The 19,224-nt window shown below is 59.7% G+C and carries 15 protein-coding genes and 1 pseudogene; 8 read left to right on the top strand and 8 right to left on the bottom strand.

Features of this window, described 5'->3' with window-relative positions; translation table 11 throughout:
* Positions 1-62 precede the first annotated feature (62 nt).
* A complete protein-coding gene (gene yddG, locus B8P98_RS13175) occupies positions 63-941 on the top strand; it encodes an aromatic amino acid DMT transporter YddG (protein WP_009307776.1) in 879 nt (292 codons plus the stop codon).
* Here yddG and B8P98_RS13170 read toward each other — a convergent pair.
* The 7 genes and pseudogenes from B8P98_RS13170 to B8P98_RS13140 all read right to left on the bottom strand — a co-directional run bounded on the left by B8P98_RS13170 (position 938) and on the right by B8P98_RS13140 (position 7,191).
* Complete coding sequence (locus B8P98_RS13170; protein ID WP_025711573.1) at positions 938-1,711, bottom strand: 1,6-dihydroxycyclohexa-2,4-diene-1-carboxylate dehydrogenase; 774 nt, start codon at positions 1,709-1,711, stop codon at positions 938-940. The two genes, yddG and B8P98_RS13170, sit on opposite strands and share 4 nt — an antisense overlap.
* Positions 1,712-1,720: 9 nt before the next feature.
* Positions 1,721-2,737 (bottom strand): annotated as a pseudogene (benC, locus tag B8P98_RS13165) (benzoate 1,2-dioxygenase electron transfer component BenC).
* Between the two features lie 9 nt (positions 2,738-2,746).
* On the bottom strand, positions 2,747-3,232 hold the full coding sequence (benB, locus tag B8P98_RS13160) for a benzoate 1,2-dioxygenase small subunit (protein WP_009307773.1): 486 nt from the start codon (positions 3,230-3,232) through the stop codon (positions 2,747-2,749).
* Complete coding sequence (locus B8P98_RS13155) at positions 3,232-4,614, bottom strand: Rieske 2Fe-2S domain-containing protein (protein WP_080924097.1); 1,383 nt, start codon at positions 4,612-4,614, stop codon at positions 3,232-3,234. Before B8P98_RS13155 ends, benB begins: the two co-directional genes overlap by 1 nt.
* A gap of 108 nt (positions 4,615-4,722) precedes the next feature.
* Positions 4,723-5,649 carry a catechol 1,2-dioxygenase gene (gene catA, locus B8P98_RS13150; protein ID WP_025712698.1) on the bottom strand — a complete coding sequence of 309 codons (927 nt, stop codon included), beginning with the start codon at positions 5,647-5,649 and terminating at the stop codon, positions 4,723-4,725.
* 69 nt (positions 5,650-5,718) lie between these two features.
* Complete coding sequence (catC, locus tag B8P98_RS13145) at positions 5,719-6,009, bottom strand: muconolactone Delta-isomerase (RefSeq protein WP_009307770.1); 291 nt, start codon at positions 6,007-6,009, stop codon at positions 5,719-5,721.
* Positions 6,010-6,027: 18 nt separating this feature from the next.
* Positions 6,028-7,191 (bottom strand): muconate cycloisomerase family protein, encoded by a 1,164-nt coding sequence (locus B8P98_RS13140; protein WP_167382664.1) that lies wholly within the window; start codon positions 7,189-7,191, stop codon positions 6,028-6,030.
* A gap of 117 nt (positions 7,192-7,308) precedes the next feature.
* Between B8P98_RS13140 and B8P98_RS13135 the strand changes: the two genes are divergently transcribed.
* Positions 7,309-8,199 carry an IclR family transcriptional regulator domain-containing protein gene (locus B8P98_RS13135; RefSeq protein WP_167382696.1) on the top strand — a complete coding sequence of 297 codons (891 nt, stop codon included), beginning with the start codon at positions 7,309-7,311 and terminating at the stop codon, positions 8,197-8,199.
* Here B8P98_RS13135 and kmrA read toward each other — a convergent pair.
* Positions 8,194-9,693, bottom strand: a complete 1,500-nt coding sequence (gene kmrA / locus B8P98_RS13130) for an efflux MFS transporter KmrA (protein WP_095033113.1) — start codon at positions 9,691-9,693, stop codon at positions 8,194-8,196. The two genes, B8P98_RS13135 and kmrA, sit on opposite strands and share 6 nt — an antisense overlap.
* Before the next feature lie 123 nt (positions 9,694-9,816).
* Between kmrA and B8P98_RS13125 the strand changes: the two genes are divergently transcribed.
* The 6 genes from B8P98_RS13125 to narI all read left to right on the top strand — a co-directional run bounded on the left by B8P98_RS13125 (position 9,817) and on the right by narI (position 18,717).
* Positions 9,817-10,392 carry a TetR family transcriptional regulator gene (locus B8P98_RS13125; RefSeq protein ID WP_025712695.1) on the top strand — a complete coding sequence of 192 codons (576 nt, stop codon included), beginning with the start codon at positions 9,817-9,819 and terminating at the stop codon, positions 10,390-10,392.
* A gap of 175 nt (positions 10,393-10,567) precedes the next feature.
* The gene (locus B8P98_RS13120; RefSeq protein ID WP_025712694.1) at positions 10,568-11,950 is read left to right on the top strand and encodes a NarK family nitrate/nitrite MFS transporter; all 1,383 of its coding nucleotides are present in this window, start codon (positions 10,568-10,570) and stop codon (positions 11,948-11,950) included.
* Between the two features lie 113 nt (positions 11,951-12,063).
* Positions 12,064-15,804 carry a nitrate reductase subunit alpha gene (locus tag B8P98_RS13115; protein ID WP_095033112.1) on the top strand — a complete coding sequence of 1,247 codons (3,741 nt, stop codon included), beginning with the start codon at positions 12,064-12,066 and terminating at the stop codon, positions 15,802-15,804.
* Complete coding sequence (gene narH / locus B8P98_RS13110) at positions 15,801-17,345, top strand: nitrate reductase subunit beta (RefSeq protein ID WP_025712692.1); 1,545 nt, start codon at positions 15,801-15,803, stop codon at positions 17,343-17,345. Before B8P98_RS13115 ends, narH begins: the two co-directional genes overlap by 4 nt.
* Positions 17,345-18,040 carry a nitrate reductase molybdenum cofactor assembly chaperone gene (gene narW, locus B8P98_RS13105; protein WP_080924099.1) on the top strand — a complete coding sequence of 232 codons (696 nt, stop codon included), beginning with the start codon at positions 17,345-17,347 and terminating at the stop codon, positions 18,038-18,040. The genes narH and narW overlap by 1 nt, the downstream gene beginning before the upstream one ends.
* On the top strand, positions 18,037-18,717 hold the full coding sequence (gene narI, locus B8P98_RS13100; protein WP_025712690.1) for a respiratory nitrate reductase subunit gamma: 681 nt from the start codon (positions 18,037-18,039) through the stop codon (positions 18,715-18,717). The genes narW and narI overlap by 4 nt, the downstream gene beginning before the upstream one ends.
* Positions 18,718-19,224 lie beyond the last annotated feature (507 nt).

The following is a 19,224-nucleotide window of genomic DNA, read 5'->3' as shown; positions in this document are numbered from 1 at the left end:
CCCCTCGCCGATAAAAAAATGATATATATGCCGGCTGCATTTGCGTAACCATCAGGAAAAGCATGGAGAAAAAGAGAGCCACGACGATCGGCTTCGCCGCCATTATCTTATGGAGCACGATGGTCGGGTTGATCCGCGGCGTCAGCGAAGGACTGGGACCGGTTGGCGGCGCGGCGATGATTTATAGCCTCAGCGGCCTGCTGCTGATTTTTACCGTCGGTTTTCCCAATCTGCGCCAGATCCCGCGGCGCTATCTGCTGGCCGGCAGCGTGCTGTTCGTCAGCTATGAAATCTGCCTCGCGCTGTCGCTGGGCTATGCCGCCAGCCGCCAGCAGGCCATTGAGGTGGGGATGGTCAATTACCTGTGGCCCAGCCTGACGATTTTGTTCGCCATCCTGTTTAACGGCCAGAAAAGCAGCTGGCTGGTGATCCCCGGCCTGCTTCTCGCCCTGCTCGGCGTGGGCTGGGTGTTGGGCGGTGAGCACGGCCTGCAGTTGGACGAGATTATCAGCAACGTCATCTCCAGCCCGCTCAGCTATCTGCTGGCCTTTGTCGGGGCGTTTATCTGGGCTGCCTACTGCACGGTGACGGCCAAATATGCCCGCGGTAAAAACGCCATTACGCTGTTCGTCCTGTTAACCGCCCTGACGCTGTGGCTGAAGTTTCTCGCCACACCGCAGCCACCCATGATCTTTAGCTGGCCGGTAAGCATCAAGCTGCTGACCGTTTCGGTGGCCCTTGGCCTGGCCTACGCGGCGTGGAACGTGGGGATCCTGCACGGCAACGTCAGCCTGCTGGCGGCGGCGTCGTACTTTACGCCGGTACTCTCCTCTGCGCTGGCGGCGATCCTGCTGAGTGCGGCCCTGTCGTGGTCATTCTGGCAGGGCGCCGGGATGGTGTGTCTCGGCTCCCTGCTCTGCTGGTATGCTACCCGGCGTTAGCCGAGATCGCCCCCGGCCACCGGCAGCGTGACGCCGGTGATATAGCTGGCCTCATCGCTGGCGAGAAACAGGATCGCGTTCGCCTGTTCCGCCAGCGTGCCGTAGCGGTGCTGCAGGCTGCTCGCCACCGTCTGATCGACCACCTGTTGATACCACGCCTTCTCCTGCTCGCTCGGCTGCTCTTCGTTACGCGGCGTCAGGCGCGGCGGCGCCTCGGTCCCGCCCGGCGCCACGGCGTTAATCCGAATACCGCTGCCGCTGTACTCCATGGCAATCGACCGGGTCAGCGCGTTAACGCCGCCTTTCGCCGCCGAGTAAGGCACCCGGTTCACCCCTGCCGTCGCCACCGACGAGATATTGACAATGCTGCCTTTGCCCTGCTTCAGCATCCACGGCAGCGCCGCGCGGCAGCCCCACAGGGTAGGAAACAGCGAGCGGCGGATCTCTTTCTCAATCTGCTCCGGTTGGTATTCGGCAAAGGGCCGCGCCCAGATGGTGCCCCCAACGTTGTTGATCAGCACGTCGAGGCGGCCAAAATGCGCGACGCCCGCGGCAAACGCCTGCTCGGTACTTTCCCACGCTTCCAGATCCGCCTCCAGCGCCAGCACCGGACAGCCGGATTGCGCCAGCGTCGCCGCCAGCTCATGGACATAGGACGAGCGATCGATGAGCAGCAGGGCCGCGCCTTCTGCGGCCGCCTGCTCCGCCGTCTGGCGGCCAATGCCCTGGGCCGCGCCGGTGATGGCGACCACTTTATCGCTAAAACGCATACTGCCTCCTTATGCCGCCGCGCTCTGGCTGGCGATAAATTTCTCATACCAGAATCCCGCCGGGGTGATGCCGCGGTCGCGCAGCGCCGTGGCGACCGCATTGACCATCGGCGGCGGGCCGCAAAGATAGATGTCGACGTCGCCGTTATTCAGCATCGCGTCGTCGAGATGGTTGGTGACGAAGCCGCGCTGCGGACAGGGGCTGTTTTCATCCGCCACCACCGGCAGCCAGCGATACCTCGTCAGCTGTTGAGTAAAGGTGTCCAGCGCGTCGGTTTTCACCAGATCGCCATCGCGGGTTACCCCGTACAGTAACGTTACCGGACGCTGGCTACCTTGTGTCTGCAGGGTGTGGAGCATGGAGAGCAACGGCGCCAGGCCGGTGCCGCCGGCCAGCATCAGCAGCGGACGATCGCCGTGGCGCAGATAGAAGCTGCCCATGGGTCCGCTGAGGGTCAGGCGATCGCCGGGCTGCGCCCGCTGCGTCAGCCACTGGCTCATCATCCCCCCGGGCACATTGCGGATCAGAAAACGTCCCTCCCGCGCGCCGGCAAGCGAGCTAAAGGAATAGGCGCGGACGTGGGGCGTACCCGGCACCTGGATATTGACGTACTGTCCCGGCAGGAAGGCCAGCGGCTCATCGAGAGCAACCACCAGCTCGATGGCGGAGTCCGACAGCAAATTGACCTGCTGCACCTGCGCCCCGAGCGTCGCCAGGGCGGTTTTGCACTGGGCAGCGGCCACCGGCACATCAATCACGCAGTCGCTGGTGGGCACCATCTGACAGGTCAGCACCTAGCGGGCCTGCGCTTCCTCGTCGTTTAACGCCTCGTCGAGATACTCCTCGCCGAGGGTATATTCCCCGCTGGCGCAGTGGCATTTGCAGGTGCCGCACACGCCGTCCGAGCAGTCCATCGGCAGATTCACCTTCTGACGATAGGCCGCATCCAGGACTTTCTCTCCGGCGTTGCACTGAATAAAGCGGGTTACGCCGTCCTCAAAATTAAGAGCAATAGAAAAGGTCATAAGCGCCTCTTAAATGTGGTAAACGTCAATCACCTGACGGATATAGTCGTTGTTCAGGCGCACGGTTTTGCGCACGATCTGCGGTCTGCCGTCCTGCTCGGTCAGTGTGCAGCAGGTTGAGCCGAAATAAGCATCCGTGTGCTGATAGCGATAGCTCCAGGTGACCCAGCTGTAACGCACCTCCAGCCCCTCGTCATTTTCCCCCAGTAGCTCAACGTTGCTGATAATGTGGGTGGTCCGCGGCTCCGGCGTGCTGGCCCCGGAGCGCTCGGTTTTAATGCGGTAGACGCGATCCTCCAGCCCTTCGCGGTTGGGATAGTAGATAAGCGAAATCTCTTTTTGCGGGTCGCGGGTCAGCTGGTCGTCGTCGCCCCACGCCGGCATCCAGTAGACTACCTGCGGGCTGTAGCAGCTGAGCCATTCGTCCCACTGACGATCGTCCAGCAGACGGGCTTCGTAGTAGAGAAACTGGCGAACCTGTTCGAGGTTAAGCATCAGGCCACCTCCACGCGCTGAGTAATCGACTGTTCATAACGCTGCTGTTCCTGTTCAATGGCCGCCAGCATCAGCGTCTGCCAGTGGTGGTGATGGGCGATGTACAGCGCTTCGTCCTCCGATTTCACCCCGCTTAACCGCGGCGAAAAGCCGGCATGTTGCGCATGCTCATCCGCGCCGTCGACCCAGTGCAGCGCGCCGCGGCTGAGATCGCTCCACGGAAGATTTTCGCCGAGATAGCCGCGCTGGCAGGCGCTGAACTCTTCGAGGTCGTCCGGCGTCCCCATGCCGCTGACGTTAAAGAAATCCTCGTACTGGCGGATACGCAGGGCCCGCGCCTGGTCGGATTCCCCTTTCGGCCCGAAGCACCAGATGGTGACTTCGGTTTTATCCACCGCAATGGGACGGATCACGCGGATTTGGGTCGAGAACTGATCCATCAGGTAGACATTGGGGTACAGACACAGGTTGCGGGTTTCGTTGACCATCTGGTCGGCGCGTAGTTCGCCGAATTCCGCCAGCAGGCGCTCGCGGTGGGCATAGACCGGGCGCACTTCCGGGTTGAGCGCCCGGGTCCACAGCAGCATATGGCCATTATCGAATCCGTAGCCCCCGCCGAGGCTTTTAGACCAGCCGTTGGCATCCACCGCGTGCGTCCCTTCCGCTTCATAGTTGCGGCGTGACATGGTCGAGGCGTAGTTCCAGTGCACCACGCTGACGTGATAGCCATCGGCACCGTTTTCCGCGCCCAGTTTCCAGTTGCCCTCATACACATAGCTCGACGAGCCCTTGAGGACTTCCAGCCCCTCCGGCGCCTGGTCGACGATCAGATCGATGATTTTGCTGGTTTCTCCGAGATAGGCCTCCAGCGGCTGCACGTCGGCATTGAGGCTGCCAAATAAGAAACCACGATAGGACTGAAAACGCGGCAGCTTTTGCAGGTCGTGGGAACCGTCCTGTTTAAAGCTCGGCGGATAACCGCCAGTGCTCTCGTCTTTGGCTTTTAATAATTTGCCATTATTGCTAAAGGTCCAGCCGTGGAACGGACAGGTGAACGAATTTTTATTGCCGGTTTTGCGGCGACATAACATGGCACCGCGGTGAGCACAGCTGTTAATTAACGCATGCAGCTCATTCTTTTTATCGCGGGTAATAATGACCGGCTGACGGCCCAGCGTCAGGGTATAATAATCACCCGGCTCGGGAATTTGGCTTTCATGGGCAAGAAATACCCAGTTACCTTCGAAAATATGCTTCATTTCAAATTCAAACAGCTGCGGGTCGGTAAATATAGAGCGATGGCAGCGGTAAATATGATTTTCCCGGTCGACAATTAAGGCATTATTGATTTTGTCTTTGAGCGTCGAGAGCGTTTTTTGCATGAGTCAGTCCCTCCTGCAGAATTCAGGATGAAAGAAACAGGGTGAATTTTTCGTTTTCGAGTGCGATGTCGGGCCCGGGCAGTCGCGTGCCCGGACCGATAATGCCGCTTACTCTTTAGCGCGCAGGCGGGTGCCGCGCTGCTCTTCGTCGGCGCTCAGCGCTTTACACAGAGTGAAATCAAAACAGACCTCGGTGTGCTCTCCCTCAAGATGGCGCTGCGCGATGATCTCGCGGTCGGTCACTTTTACCGGGTCAGCAATCAGGCCGTCGCGGGTGGCAAAGGCAAAATCGTCCCACAGGTATTTATCGCCATTGAGGTTAATCTGGCTGGTCAGATGCTTATGCCCCGGGGCGGAGACGAAGAAGTGAATGTGCGCCGGACGGTTGCCGTGGCGGCCTAACTGGTCCAGTAGCTTCTGGGTTGGGCCATCCGGCGGACAGCCGTAGCCGGAGGGCATGATGCTGCGCACACTGTAGCGGCCATCGGCGCCGGTGCGGATCCGCCGCCGCAGGTTGTACTCGCTCTGGCTTTGATCGAAGAACGAGTAATTGCCGAGGGTGTTGGCGTGCCAGATATCAACAATGGCATTGGCTATCGGCTGGCCCTGGTTATCTTTAACCTGACCGTGCAGCCACATCACTTCCCCGGCGTCGGCACCGTCATCCATGCGGGCGTGGCCGTCGGCCAGCGGCGCATTGGCCACGTACAGCGGCCCTTCAATGGTGCGCGGAGTGCCGGTTTCCCGATGCGCCGCCGCGTCGATGGCGTCCTGGCGAAGGTCGAGGAAATGTTCCAGGCCCAGGCCCGCCGCCAGCAGCGCCGCCTCCTGACGTCCCCCCAGCTCATGCAGATAGTTTACCGCGTGCCAGAACTCTTCTTCCGTGACGTTATAGTCGTCAATGAGGGTGCAAATATTTTCCAGCAGACGATGAACAATCGCCTTAAAACGTTCATCGCCGCCGGCAACATCTAATCCGGCACTGTCGCGTAATAATTTCTGAATAGCAGGCTGTTGTACGAATACATTACTCATACTGGTTCTCTCTTATATTTTTCAGGGTATACGCCGGGAATACCGGCGTGAGGTCAGATATTGTTATTATTAGCGATCGTCATCGCGAATTGATGACGGATGACGACACAGAGCTTCCACTTTTATCGCCATAAAGGGATAGAGCGGTAATCCCATTAATATTTGATGCAACTCTTCGGCATCTTTAACATCGAAAATACTGACATTGGCGTAAAGGCCGGCGACGCGCCAGATATGTCGCCATTTGCCTTCCCGCTGTAATTGTTGCGAATAGGCTTTTTCGCGTTGTTTAATTTCCTCCGCCTCGGCGGCGGGAAAGCCAGGCGGAATATTGACGGTCATATCCACTTTAAATAACATTTTTTTCTCCTGTCCCCGCTATGGCTGGCGGGTATAAAAACGCAGTTTGTCTTCATCCAGCTCGACGCCAAGACCCGGCATTTGCGGTAACAGCACCTGACCGTCGGCAAAGGTCAGCGGCACGCTGACGATATCGTCCTTCAGCAACAGCGGGCCGAACATCTCGGTACCCCACTGCAGCGGCAATGTCGACCACGCGTGCAGAGAAGCAACGGTCCCCACGGTCCCTTCCAGCATGGTGCCGCCGTACAGGCCAATCCCCGCCGCCTGGGCGACGCGGGCCAGCGCCAGCACGCTGTTCGGCCCGCCCGCCTTGGCGATTTTCAGCGCGTAAGCGCCGGTAAAGCCCTGTTGCGCCAGTTGATAACCATCGTAGGCAGTCGCGACGGCTTCATCCGCGAGGATCGCGGTTTCGATTTGCTGGCTTAAGCGCACCAGGGCGGCGTTATCGTGGGCGCTGACCGGCTGTTCGATGAGATCGACACCCATCGCCGCCAGCTCGCGACAGCCTTTCGCGCCGGTGGCGGCGTCCCAGGCCTGGTTGACGTCGACGCGAATGCTGGCGCGGTCGCCTAACGCTTCCACGATGGCGCGGGTATGACGCAGGTCGGTGGCGAGTTCACGCGCGCCGATCTTCAGTTTGAACGCCCGGTGGCGGCCTTCGGCCAACAGTTTTTCCCCTTCGGCGATATCTTTCGCGGTATCGCCGCTGGCTAAGGTCCACAGTACCGGTAGCGTCGTGTGCAGCGCGCCGCCGAGCAGCGCCGACACCGGCAGACCTAAGGCTTTGCCCTGGGCGTCGAGCAGCGCGGTTTCGATGGCGGACTTCGCAAAGGTGTTGCCTTTAATGGCGCTGTTCATGCGGGCGGTTAGCGCATTCAGGTTATCGGCTGGCTGCCCTTTCAACAGCGGCGTCAGATAATGGGCGATCGCCGACGAAATGGCCTCCGGACTTTCAACGCCATAGCTCAGCCCACCGATGGTGGTGGCCTCGCCGATGCCGCAGATGCCATCGGAGCGGGTAAGGCGCACGATCACCAGCGACTGGCAGCCCATGGTGGTCATCGACAATTTATGCGGCCGGATGGTCGGGACATCCACAATCCAGCTCTCGATTTGTTCTACGGTGACAGTCATTTTCTGTTCCTGATGAGATATATAACTTTTTGTACCCACATCCATAACGGGGAGGTCTGTGCCATTGACAATAGGGTTCAGCCTGGCGGATGGTCAACGGCGATAATCGAAATGTTGTGCGATTATCGGCACGTTTGTTAAAAGGCAGTTAATAATGTGATCGTGGTGGTAAAACCGGCACAATTCAGCGCGCCCCATTTCACGCACGGTATAGTGATCTCCCGTGAGCCTTACGTTGCAACGGAGAAGGATGCAATGAGCGACAATATCCCCACTACGCTAAGCGCCAGGCAGGCCGAGCACGACCCCAACTTTATGCTGTCTCTGGCCCGCGGGCTGGCGGTCCTGAACGCCTTTACCCCCCAACGCCAGCGGCTAACCATTTCCCAGCTCAGCCAGAAAACGCAAATCTCCCGCGCGGCGGTACGCCGCTGTTTGTATACCCTTGCCGCGCTGGGGATGGTGCACAGCCCCGATGGCCGCCACTATGAGCTGCTGCCCCGGGTGCTGGCGGTCGGCCACGCTTATCTGGCCGGCACGCCGCTGGCGAAAGTGGCGCAGACGGCGCTGGATGGTCTGGGCAAAGCGCTCGGCGAATCCTGTTCGGCAGCCACGCTCGACGGGGATAACGTGCTCTATATCGCCCGCGCGGCGGTCAATAATTTACTGAGCATCGATCTGGGGCGCGGCAGTCGCCTGCCGGCGTGGGCCACGTCAATGGGGCGGGTGTTACTGAGCGCGCTGCCGGAGGAACAGCTCGAAGTGACATTGTCACGTGCGGCGCTTATCCGCTACACACCGCATACCCTGTGCGATTTGGCCGGATTACGTGCTGAGATCGCCCGGGTGCGGATGCAGGGCTATGCCCTCGCCGATCGGCAGATCGAGGTGGGCTTGTGCTCGCTGGCGGTACCGGTGCTGTCACGTCATGGCCAGGTGGTGGCCGCGCTGAATGTGGGGGTGCCCGCCGCGACGGTCAGCGCCGCGGCGTTAAAAGAGAAGGCCCTCGCCCCGCTGCGCCGCGCGGCAATGGACCTGTCGCTGCAGCTATAGCGCCGCCCGCGGTTTCGCCACAGTGGCAAGGCTGCGCCAGATCCCGGCGGCCAGCAGCAGAAGCAATACACCCGCCGTCGCCAGCACCAGACTGTGAGCCTGAATAAATGCTGTCTTTGCCGCTGCCATCAGCGCCTGCGACACCCCGGCGGGCAGCGCCTGGGTGAGACTCACCGCCTCGCCAATCGATGACGCCGCCTGCTGCGCCATGGCGTCACTCAGGCCAGACGGCAGCACAATAGAAGCGCTGTAGCTACGGGTCAGGATCAGGCCGAACAGCGCAATGCCAAGACCGGCGCCCAGCTCATAGGCCATGGTTTCAATCGCCCCGGCGGCGGCGGCTTTCTCCTTCGGCGCTGCCGCCATGATGGCGGCGCTGGAAGCCAGCAGCGCGCTGGCCACGCTAAAGCCCAGCAGCGTCATCAGCCCCCAGGCCAGCCACTGCTGGGTGCTGAAATCGGTCAGCGCCAGGCCGAGAAAGCTGAAGGCGCTGAGCAACATCCCGCCGGTCGCCACCTCGCGCAGCCCGAGCCGGGAGACCAGCAGTCCGGCAATCGGTCCGCTGAAGCCGCTGGCCACCATCACCGGCAGCATAAACATCCCCGCCTCGAACGGTGTTTTCTGATGCACGAACTGCAGCTCCTGAGCCATCAGTAGCTCAAAGCCCACCAGGGTAATCAGGGCCGTCATCGCCATCATCACCCCGCTTAAAATAATACGATGGGTAAACAGTCGCATATCCACCATGGGACGGGCCGCCGACAGCTGCTTGCGGATAAACCAGCTCAGCATCGCCGCCCCGCCGATCGCCACCAGCGCGGTGAGCCACAGCGCCAGCTGGCCCTTCAGCGCCGATTTCGCGCTAAACACCAGCATCAGGATCGCGGCAATCAAAACGAGCGCCTGCAGCAGGTTCAGGGGCTGCTCGCGGCGCGCGGGCTGGCGCGGGACCACTTTCGCGTTAATGGCAATGACCACCAGCACGATCGGTACGTTGATCAGGAACACCGACCCCCAGTAGAAATGCTCCAGCAGGAGCCCGCCCACCAGCGGGCCAAAGGCCGCGCCGCCGGAGCCGACCGCCGCCCACAGCCCCAGCGCCATGTTGCGCTGGCTGGCCTCGGCAAAAGTGCTGCGGATCCCGGCCAGCGTCGCCGGGACGATCATCGCCGCCCCCACCGCCAGCAGGGCACGGGAAGCAATCAGCGTCAGAGCCGTCGGCGACAGCGCAGCGCACAGCGACGCGACGCCAAAAATGGCGCTGCCGAGCAGTAGCAGGCGCTTAAAACCGATCTTATCGCCGAGGGCGCCCATCGGCAGCACCATGCCGGCCATCACTAATGAGTAGATATCAATGATCCACAGCAGCTCATTGCCACTGCTACCCAGCGCCACGCTGAGGGTCGGCGCGGCCACATGCAACACCGTGGCGTCAATCGCCACCGGAATATAAACCAGCAAAATCGCCATCAGCGTCATCCATTGCCGTGACATAGCGTGTACCTCAATCAATATTGAAAATTGGACACATGTCCAGGATGGCGATCCTGCCGGAATGTTGAACGCATGTCCAACTTTTTGTTACACTCGGCCAAAGCCAGATGACAGTGGGGTTCTATGCACTATTTACAACGAGATGCGCGACGGGAAGGGATAATGCAGGCCGCCATGCGCCTGGCGTTGAGCGGCGGCTTTGCCGCCATGACCGTGCGGCAGATCGCCCGCGAGGCGCAGGTGGCCGCCGGGCAACTACACCACCACTTCGCGTCTATTGGCGAGCTGAAATCACAGGTCTTCATCCGTCTGATCCGCGAGATGCTCGATATGCCGCTGGTCCCCGAAGACGCCAGCTGGCGCGAGCGGTTGTTCTCGATGATCGGCAGCGAGGATGGCCGGCTGGAACCCTATATCCGCCTGTGGCGCGAAGGCCAGGTGCTGGCCGACAGCGATCCGCAGATCAAAGCGGCCTACCTGCTGACGATGAATATGTGGCATGCCGAGACCGTCGCCATCATCGACCAGGGCCTCGCCAGCGGCGAATTTCGATCGGCGGAGCCTGCGGCGGATATCGCCTGGCGCTTTATCGCCCTGGTGTGCGGCCTCGACGGGATTTATGCGCTGGAGGCACAGGCCCTGGATGAGGCGGCGTTTAGCCGATACGTAAATAAGATGATTACGCTGGAGTTATTTTAGCTAAGACTTACATTTAGTAACAATTAATTCCGCTACGCTTACCACGTGCTCTCTGTGAGCACGTTTTTTTTATCTACGCTTCATAGATAACGCAGTGTAAACGTTATTCACCATCCCCTTGCAATCAGCTGTTGACCTTATTTATTGACTCCTTTCCAGGCAAATAGAGGGCAATATGTCGGTACAGAATGAGAAAGATAATCATTACCTTTTGACAAACTGGCGACCTGAAAATAAGGCGTTCTGGGAAAATAAAGGTCAAGCCATCGCGCGAAGAAATCTATGGATATCAGTGGCCTGCCTGCTGCTTGCTTTCTGCGTGTGGATGTTATTCAGCGCCGTGGCGGTCAATCTCAATAAGGTCGGTTTTCATTTCACCACCGACCAGCTGTTTTTATTAACCGCCCTGCCTTCACTTTCCGGCGCGATATTACGGGTCCCCTACTCCTTTATGGTACCCCTCTTTGGCGGGCGCTACTGGACCGTATTAAGTACGGTGATCCTGGTGGTGCCTTGTATTTGGTTAGGGGTGGCGATCCAGAATATTACTACTCCGTTCTGGGTATTTATTATTATTGCGCTGCTGTGCGGTTTTGCCGGCGCGAATTTTGCTTCCAGCATGGGAAATATCAGTTTCTTTTTTCCCAAAGCCAAACAGGGCAGCGCGCTGGGGGTCAATGGCGGCCTTGGCAATCTCGGCGTTAGCGTGATGCAGATGGTCGCCCCGGCGGTGATCTTCCTGCCGCTCTTCACCTTCCTCGGCGTGCACGGCGTCACCCAGCCCGATGGTTCGACAATGACCCTGAGTAATGCGGCGCTCGTCTGGGTACCGCTGCTGCTGCTCGCCACCGTCGCCGCCTGGTTCGGCATGAACGATATCGCCGGTTCGAAGGCCTCGATTCGCGATCAGCTTCCCGTACTCAAGCGACCGCATATGTGGCTGTTAAGCCTGCTCTATCTGGCGACGTTTGGCTCGTTTATCGGCTTCTCCGCTGGCTTCGCCATGCTGGCGAAAACCCAGTTCCCCGCCGTCGATATCCTCAAACTCGCTTTTTTCGGGCCGTTCATTGGCGCGCTGGCGCGGTCGTTCGGCGGGATCATCTCCGACCGTCTGGGCGGCGTGCGGGTGACGCTGGTCAACTTCGTCCTGATGGCGCTGTTTACCGGCCTGCTGTTTCTGACCCTGCCAGGCAGCGGATCCGGCAGCTTTCTCGCCTTCTACGTGGTGTTTATGGGGCTCTTTCTAACCGCCGGTCTGGGAAGCGGCTCCACTTTCCAGATGATCGCCGTCATCTTCCGCCAGCTCACCATCGACAGCGTAAAGCAGCGCGGCGGCAGCGATGAAGAAGCGCAGCACGAGGCGGTGACCGATACCGCTGCCGCGCTGGGCTTTATCTCGGCGATCGGCGCCATCGGCGGTTTCTTTATTCCAAAAGCCTTCGGCACCTCGCTGGCAATGACCGGCTCGCCGGTTGGCGCGATGAAAGTCTTTTTTGTCTTCTATGTGGTTTGCGTGCTGGTGACCTGGCTGGTCTACGGCCGCCGTAAACCCGCATAACCATAACGATTTATCTGCCGGATGGCGGCTTACGCCTTATCCGGCCTACGCCTTCGTTCGCTCATCCGGCCGGGTGGCACGTTGCCGGACATCATCGGAGCAGGAGAAATGTCATGAGTAAACTTCTGGATCGCTTTCGCTACTTTAAGCAGAAAGGCGACACCTTTGCCAACGGCCACGGCCAGGTCTACAACAACAACCGTGACTGGGAAGATAGCTACCGGCAACGCTGGCAGTTCGACAAAATTGTCCGCTCCACGCACGGTGTGAACTGCACCGGCTCCTGCAGCTGGAAAATTTACGTCAAAAACGGCCTGGTGACCTGGGAAACCCAGCAGACCGATTATCCGCGCACCCGGCCAGATCTGCCCAATCACGAACCGCGCGGCTGCCCGCGCGGCGCCAGCTACTCCTGGTATCTCTACAGCGCCAACCGGCTGAAGTACCCGCTGGCGCGTAAACGGCTGATTGAGCTGTGGCGCGCAGCCCTGGCACAGCATCCCGACCCGGTGCTGGCCTGGGATAGCATCATGCAGGATCCGGCCAAAACCCGCAGCTATAAAGCAGTGCGCGGCAAAGGCGGCTTTGTTCGCTCCAGCTGGAAAGAGTTAAATCAACTGATCGCCGCCGCCAACGTCTGGACCATCAAACACTACGGCCCGGACCGCGTCGCCGGCTTCTCGCCGATCCCGGCGATGTCGATGGTCTCTTACGCCGCAGGTACCCGCTATTTATCGTTGATCGGCGGCACCTGCCTGAGCTTTTATGACTGGTACTGCGATCTCCCCCCCGCCTCGCCGATGACCTGGGGCGAACAGACCGACGTGCCGGAATCCGCCGACTGGTACAACTCCAGCTACATTATTGCCTGGGGCTCCAACGTCCCGCAGACCCGAACCCCGGACGCCCACTTCTTTACCGAAGTACGCTACAAGGGCACCAAAACCATCGCCATCACGCCGGACTATTCGGAAGTCGCCAAGCTCTGCGACCAGTGGCTGGCGCCGAAGCAAGGCACCGACAGCGCGCTGGCGATGGCCATGGGCCACGTGATCCTTAAAGCCTTCCACCTCGATAACCCGAGCGATTACTTTCTTAACTACTGCCGGACCTACACCGACATGCCGATGCTGGTGATGCTCGAGCCGCGCGACGACGGCAGCTATACGCCGGGCCGTATGCTGCGTGCTTCCGACCTGCTTGATGGTCTCGGGGAAAGGAATAACCCGGAATGGAAAACCGTCGCCTTTAACGCTGACGGCGAACTGGTGGCGCCGAACGGCTCCATCGGCTTTCGCTGGGGCGAAAAAGGCAAATGGAATCTTGAACAACGGGCAGACGGCAACGATGTCGAGCTAAAGCTGTCGCTGCTGGATATTCGCGACAGCGTGGTGTCGGTGGGCTTCCCTTACTTTGGCGGCAACGAAAACCCGCATTTTCGCAGCGTAGCGCAGTCACCGGTGACCCTTCACCTGCTACCGGCGAAACAGCTGACGCTGGCCAGCGGTGAACGCGGCCTGGTGGTCAGCGTCTATGACCTGATTCTGGCTAACTACGGTCTGGATCGCGGTCTTGACGATGCCAATGCCGCGCGCGACTTCGCGGATGTCAAAGCCTATACCCCGGCATGGGCCGAGCAGATCACCGGCGTACCGCGTCAACATATCGAACAAATCGCCCGCGAATTCGCCGATACGGCGCATAAAACCCATGGCCGTTCGATGATTATCCTCGGCGCCGGTGTGAACCACTGGTACCACATGGATATGAACTACCGCGGGATGATCAACATGCTGGTGTTCTGCGGCTGCGTTGGCCAGAGCGGCGGCGGCTGGTCGCACTATGTCGGCCAGGAGAAACTGCGCCCGCAGACCGGCTGGCTGCCGCTGGCGTTCGCGCTGGACTGGACTCGTCCGCCGCGGCAGATGAACAGTACCTCTTATTTCTACAACCATGCCAGCCAGTGGCGCTATGAAAAACTGACCGCTCAGGAGCTGCTGTCGCCGCTGGCCGACACCAGCAAATTCAGCGGCCATATGATCGACTTCAACGTTCGCGCCGAACGCATGGGCTGGCTGCCCTCCGCGCCGCAGCTTAATGTTAACCCACTGAGCATCAGGCAGCAGGCCGACGCTGCCGGGCTGTCCCCGGCCGATTTCACCGTCCAGTCGTTAAAAGCAGGCGATATTCGCTTTGCCGCCGAGCAGCCGGATAGCGGCAACAACCACCCGCGCAACCTGTTTATCTGGCGTTCTAACCTGCTGGGATCGTCCGGTAAGGGCCATGAGTACATGCTCAAGTACCTGCTCGGTACCGATAACGGTATTCAGGGCGAGGAGTTTGGCTCCACCGCTGACGTGAAGCCAGAGGAAGTCGAGTGGCAGACCGCGGCGATAGAGGGCAAACTTGATCTACTGGTGACCCTCGATTTTCGCATGTCCAGTACCTGCCTGTTCTCCGATATCGTCCTGCCGACCGCCACCTGGTATGAAAAAGACGATATGAACACCTCAGACATGCACCCGTTTATCCACCCCCTTTCCGCCGCCGTCGACCCGGCCTGGGAGGCGAAAAGCGACTGGGAAATCTACAAGGACATCGCCAAAAGTTTCTCTGAAGTGTGCGTCGGCCACCTTGATAAAGAGACCGATGTGGTACTGGTACCGCTGCAGCATGATTCTCCGGCGGAGCTGTCACAGCCGTTCGATGTCCTCGACTGGCGCAAGGGCGAATGCGATCTCATTCCAGGCAAAACCGCACCGTCAATTGCCCTGGTTGAACGCGACTATCCCGCCACCTGGGACCGCTTCACCTCTCTCGGCCCGCTGCTCGATAAGCTCGGCAACGGCGGGAAAGGCATTACATGGAATACGCAGAGCGAAGTCGATTTCCTCGGCAAGCTTAACTACCTCAAGCCGGATGGTCCGGCCAAAGGCCGACCGCGCATCGACAGCGCCATCGACGCCAGTGAAGTCATCTTGAGCCTGGCGCCGGAAACCAATGGCCAGGTGGCGGTGAAAGCCTGGCAAGCGCTGGGAGAATTTACCGGCCGCGAGCACACTCATCTGGCGCTGAATAAAGAGGATGAGAAGATCCGCTTTCGCGATATTCAGGCGCAGCCGCGCAAGATCATCTCCAGCCCAACGTGGTCCGGGCTGGAAAGCGAGCATGTCTCCTACAACGCCGGTTATACCAACGTGCATGAGCTGATCCCCTGGCGCACCCTCTCCGGGCGGCAACAGCTCTATCAGGATCATCCCTGGATGCGCGCCTTCGGCGAGAGTCTGGTGGCCTATCGCCCACCGATCGATACGCGAAGCGTCAGCCAGATGAAGGAAGTGCCGCCAAACGGCTTCCCGGAAAAAGCGCTGAACTTCCTGACCCCGCATCAGAAATGGGGTATCCACTCGACCTATAGCGAAAACCTGCTGATGCTGACGTTGTCGCGCGGCGGGCCCATCGTCTGGCTAAGCGAAACCGACGCAAAAGAACTGGGGATTGAAGATAACGACTGGATCGAAGCCTTCAACGCCAACGGCGCCCTCACCGCGCGTGCGGTGGTGAGCCAGCGCGTGCCGCCGGGCATGACCATGATGTATCACGCTCAGGAACGCATTATGAATATTCCGGGTTCGGAAGTGACCGGTCGTCGCGGCGGTATCCACAACTCCGTCACCCGCGTCTGTCCAAAACCCACGCATATGATTGGCGGCTATGCCCAACTGGCTTACGGCTTTAACTACTACGGCACCGTCGGCTCCAACCGCGACGAGTTCATTATGATCCGCAAAATGAAAAATATTGACTGGCTGGATGGCGAAGGTCGCGACCAGGTACAGGAGGCGAAGAAATGAAAATACGTTCACAAGTCGGAATGGTGCTGAATCTGGATAAATGCATCGGCTGCCATACCTGCTCCGTCACCTGTAAAAACGTCTGGAGCAGCCGCGAAGGCATGGAGTACGCGTGGTTCAATAACGTGGAAACCAAACCGGGCATTGGCTACCCCAAAAACTGGGAAGATCAGGACGAGTGGCAAGGCGGCTGGATCCGCGGTATCAGCGGCAAGCTCACTCCGCGCCTGGGCAACCGCGTCAGCGTGTTGTCGAAGATTTTCGCCAACCCGGTGCTGCCGCAGATTGACGATTATTACGAACCCTTTACCTACGATTATCAGCACCTGCACAACGCGCCGGAAGGCAAATACTTGCCTACCGCCCGCCCACGTTCGCTGATTAGCGGCGAGCGTATGGATAAGATAAAATGGGGGCCAAACTGGGAAGAACTGCTCGGCGGCGAGTTTGAAAAACGCGCCAAAGACCGTAACTTCGAAGCCATGCAGAAAGAGATGTATGGCCAGTTTGAAAACACCTTCATGATGTATCTGCCGCGCCTGTGCGAACACTGCCTCAATCCGAGCTGTGTCGCAACCTGCCCGAGCGGCGCTATTTACAAGCGTGAAGAAGACGGCATCGTGCTGATCGACCAGGATAAATGCCGCGGCTGGCGGATGTGCATCAGCGGCTGTCCGTACAAAAAAATCTACTTTAACTGGAAGAGCGGCAAGTCGGAAAAATGCATTTTCTGCTATCCACGTATTGAGTCCGGGCAGCCAACGGTCTGTTCAGAAACCTGCGTCGGGCGCATCCGCTATCTTGGCGTACTGCTGTATGACGCCGACCGCATCGAAGAAGCGGCCAGTACCGAACATGAAACCGACCTCTATGAGCGCCAGTGCGAGGTGTTCCTCAACCCTAACGACCCGGCGGTCATCGAAGAGGCGTTAAAACAGGGTATTCCACATAACGTGATTGAAGCCGCGCAGAAATCGCCGGTCTATAAGCTGGCGATGGACTGGAAGCTGGCCCTGCCGCTGCATCCGGAATACCGCACCCTGCCGATGGTCTGGTACGTGCCGCCCCTGTCGCCGATCCAGTCGGTGGCCGACGCCGGCGGCCTGCCGGGCAACGGCAACATCCTGCCAGCGGTTGAGAGCCTGCGTATACCGGTGCAATACCTGGCGAACCTGCTGAGCGCCGGCGATACCGGTCCGGTCCTGCGCGCGTTAAAACGCATGATGGCGATGCGCCACTACAAACGTTCGCAAACCGTCGAAGGCGTCACCGATACCCGCGCCATTGAAGAAGTGGGCCTCAGCGTTGAGCAGGTCGAAGAGATGTATCGCTATCTGGCGATCGCCAACTACGAAGACCGCTTTGTGATCCCCACCAGCCATCGCGAACTGGCGGAGGATGCCTTCCCGGAACGTAACGGCTGCGGCTTTACCTTCGGCGATGGCTGCCACGGGTCAGATACGAAATTCAACCTGTTTAACAGCCGGCGGATCGACGCCATCGACGTCAGCGGCGTGCGTAAGCATGGGGAGGGCGAGTGATGCGGATCCTGAAAGTGATCGGTTTGTTGCTGGAGTACCCCGACGAGTTACTTTGGGAGAACCGCGACGACGCCCTGGCGCTGGTCAGCGCCGATGTCCCTTCCCTGACGCCGTTTGTCAGTGAGCTGCTGACGGCTCCGCTGTTGGATCGCCAGGCCGAGTGGTGCGAGGTGTTCGAGCGCGGGCGCGCCACCTCGCTGCTGTTGTTTGAACATGTGCATGCCGAATCCCGCGACCGCGGCCAGGCGATGGTCGACCTGATGAATCAGTATCAGCAGGCGGGTCTGCAGATCGATTGTCGCGAGCTGCCCGATCATCTGCCGCTGTATCTCGAGTACCTCAGTATTTTACCCCCCGCGGAGGCGCGCGAAGGGCTGCAGAATATCGCGCCGATTCTGGCGCTGATCGGCGGCCGCCTGAAGCAGCGAGCCTGTCCGTATTATCAGCTGTTTGACGCCCTGCTGGCGTTGGCTAAAAGCCCGCTCACCAGTGACAGTGTCACTAAACAGGTGGCGGGCGAAAAGCGCGACGATACCCGTCAGGCGCTGGACGCCGTGTGGGAAGAAGAGCAGGTGAAGTTTATTGAAGATAATGCGACCGCTTGCGACAGCTCGCCGATGCAAGCTTATCAACGACGCTTTAGTCAGGATGTGGCGCCGCAGTACGTTGACATCCGTGCCGGAGGCCCGAAATGATCCAGTATCTGAACGTCTTCTTTTACGATATCTACCCTTACCTCTGCGGCACCGTTTTTCTGGTAGGCAGCTGGCTGCGCTATGATTACGGGCAGTATACCTGGCGCGCCTCATCCAGCCAGATGCTGGATAAGCGCGGGATGGTGCTATGGTCGAACTTATTCCATATCGGCATCCTCGGCATCTTCTTCGGCCATCTTTTTGGCATGCTGACCCCGCACTGGGTCTACTCGTGGTTCCTGCCGATGTCGCAGAAGCAGCTGATGGCCATGATCCTCGGCGGCGTCTGTGGCGTGCTGACCCTGGTCGGCGGACTCGGCCTGCTGGTGCGCCGCCTGACCAACCCGCGCATTCGCGCCACCTCCACGACCGCGGATATTCTTATCCTGTGCATTCTGCTGATTCAGTGTGCGCTGGGGCTGACGACTATTCCCTTCTCCGCCCGGCATCCGGACGGCAGCGAGATGCTGAAGCTGGTGGACTGGGCGCAGGCGGTGGTCACCTTCCACGGCAGCGCCTCGGCGCATCTGGACGGCGTGGCGTGGATCTATCGCGTCCACCTGGTGCTGGGGATGACCATCTTCCTGATCTTCCCCTTCACCCGTCTGGTTCATGTGTGGAGTGCGCCGGTGGAGTATTTTACCCGCCGCTACCAGGTGGTACGCTCCCGGCGCTGACGGCGTTTATCATTCATCCTTACCGGTAGCCCGGATGAGGCGCTCGCGCCGACTCCGGGTCATATTTATCGGCCCCGGTTCCAGCCTTTATGCCGGATGGCGGCTGCGCCTTATCCGGCCTACAGGGGCCTCTCACAGGCGCATACCCCCCAGGCCCGGTCAGCGCAGCGCCACCGGGCAAGATATCAGGCACGGTATTTCGCCGGATGGCGGCTGCGCCTTATCCGGCCTACAGGGGCCTCTCACAGGCGCATACCTCGTAGGCCCGCGCAAGCGCAGCGCCGCCGGGCAAGATATCAGGCACGGTACCTGTAATTTCGCCGGGTGGCGGCTATCGCCTTATCCGGCCTACAGGGGCCTCTCACAGGCTCATACCTCGTAGGCCCGCACAAGCGCAGCGCCGCCGGGCAAGATATCAGGCACGGTACCTGTAATTTCGCCGGATGGCGGCTGCGCCTTATCCGGCCTACAGGGGCCTCTCACAGGCGCATACCCCCCAGGCCCGGT

The sequence above is a fragment of the Klebsiella quasivariicola genome (assembly GCF_002269255.1).
GTDB lineage: Bacteria > Pseudomonadota > Gammaproteobacteria > Enterobacterales > Enterobacteriaceae > Klebsiella > Klebsiella quasivariicola.
Note: the sequence above shows the minus strand (reverse complement) of the source record. Positions and strands in the feature narration are given on the sequence as shown.

Bases quoted from the DNA above. Each gene is read 5' to 3' on its own strand.
- yddG (WP_009307776.1), top strand. From the start codon at position 63: ATGGAGAAAAAGAGAGCCACGACGATCGGCTTCGCCGCCATTATCTTA.
- B8P98_RS13170 (WP_025711573.1), bottom strand. From the start codon at position 1,711: ATGCGTTTTAGCGATAAAGTGGTCGCCATCACCGGCGCGGCCCAGGGC.
- benB (WP_009307773.1), bottom strand. From the start codon at position 3,232: ATGCTTAACCTCGAACAGGTTCGCCAGTTTCTCTACTACGAAGCCCGT.
- B8P98_RS13155 (WP_080924097.1), bottom strand. From the start codon at position 4,614: ATGCAAAAAACGCTCTCGACGCTCAAAGACAAAATCAATAATGCCTTA.
- catA (WP_025712698.1), bottom strand. From the start codon at position 5,649: ATGAGTAATGTATTCGTACAACAGCCTGCTATTCAGAAATTATTACGC.
- catC (WP_009307770.1), bottom strand. From the start codon at position 6,009: ATGTTATTTAAAGTGGATATGACCGTCAATATTCCGCCTGGCTTTCCC.
- B8P98_RS13140 (WP_167382664.1), bottom strand. From the start codon at position 7,191: ATGGATGTGGGTACAAAAAGTTATATATCTCATCAGGAACAGAAAATG.
- kmrA (WP_095033113.1), bottom strand. From the start codon at position 9,693: ATGTCACGGCAATGGATGACGCTGATGGCGATTTTGCTGGTTTATATT.
- B8P98_RS13125 (WP_025712695.1), top strand. From the start codon at position 9,817: ATGCACTATTTACAACGAGATGCGCGACGGGAAGGGATAATGCAGGCC.
- B8P98_RS13120 (WP_025712694.1), top strand. From the start codon at position 10,568: ATGTCGGTACAGAATGAGAAAGATAATCATTACCTTTTGACAAACTGG.
- B8P98_RS13115 (WP_095033112.1), top strand. From the start codon at position 12,064: ATGAGTAAACTTCTGGATCGCTTTCGCTACTTTAAGCAGAAAGGCGAC.
- narH (WP_025712692.1), top strand. From the start codon at position 15,801: ATGAAAATACGTTCACAAGTCGGAATGGTGCTGAATCTGGATAAATGC.
- narW (WP_080924099.1), top strand. From the start codon at position 17,345: ATGCGGATCCTGAAAGTGATCGGTTTGTTGCTGGAGTACCCCGACGAG.
- narI (WP_025712690.1), top strand. From the start codon at position 18,037: ATGATCCAGTATCTGAACGTCTTCTTTTACGATATCTACCCTTACCTC.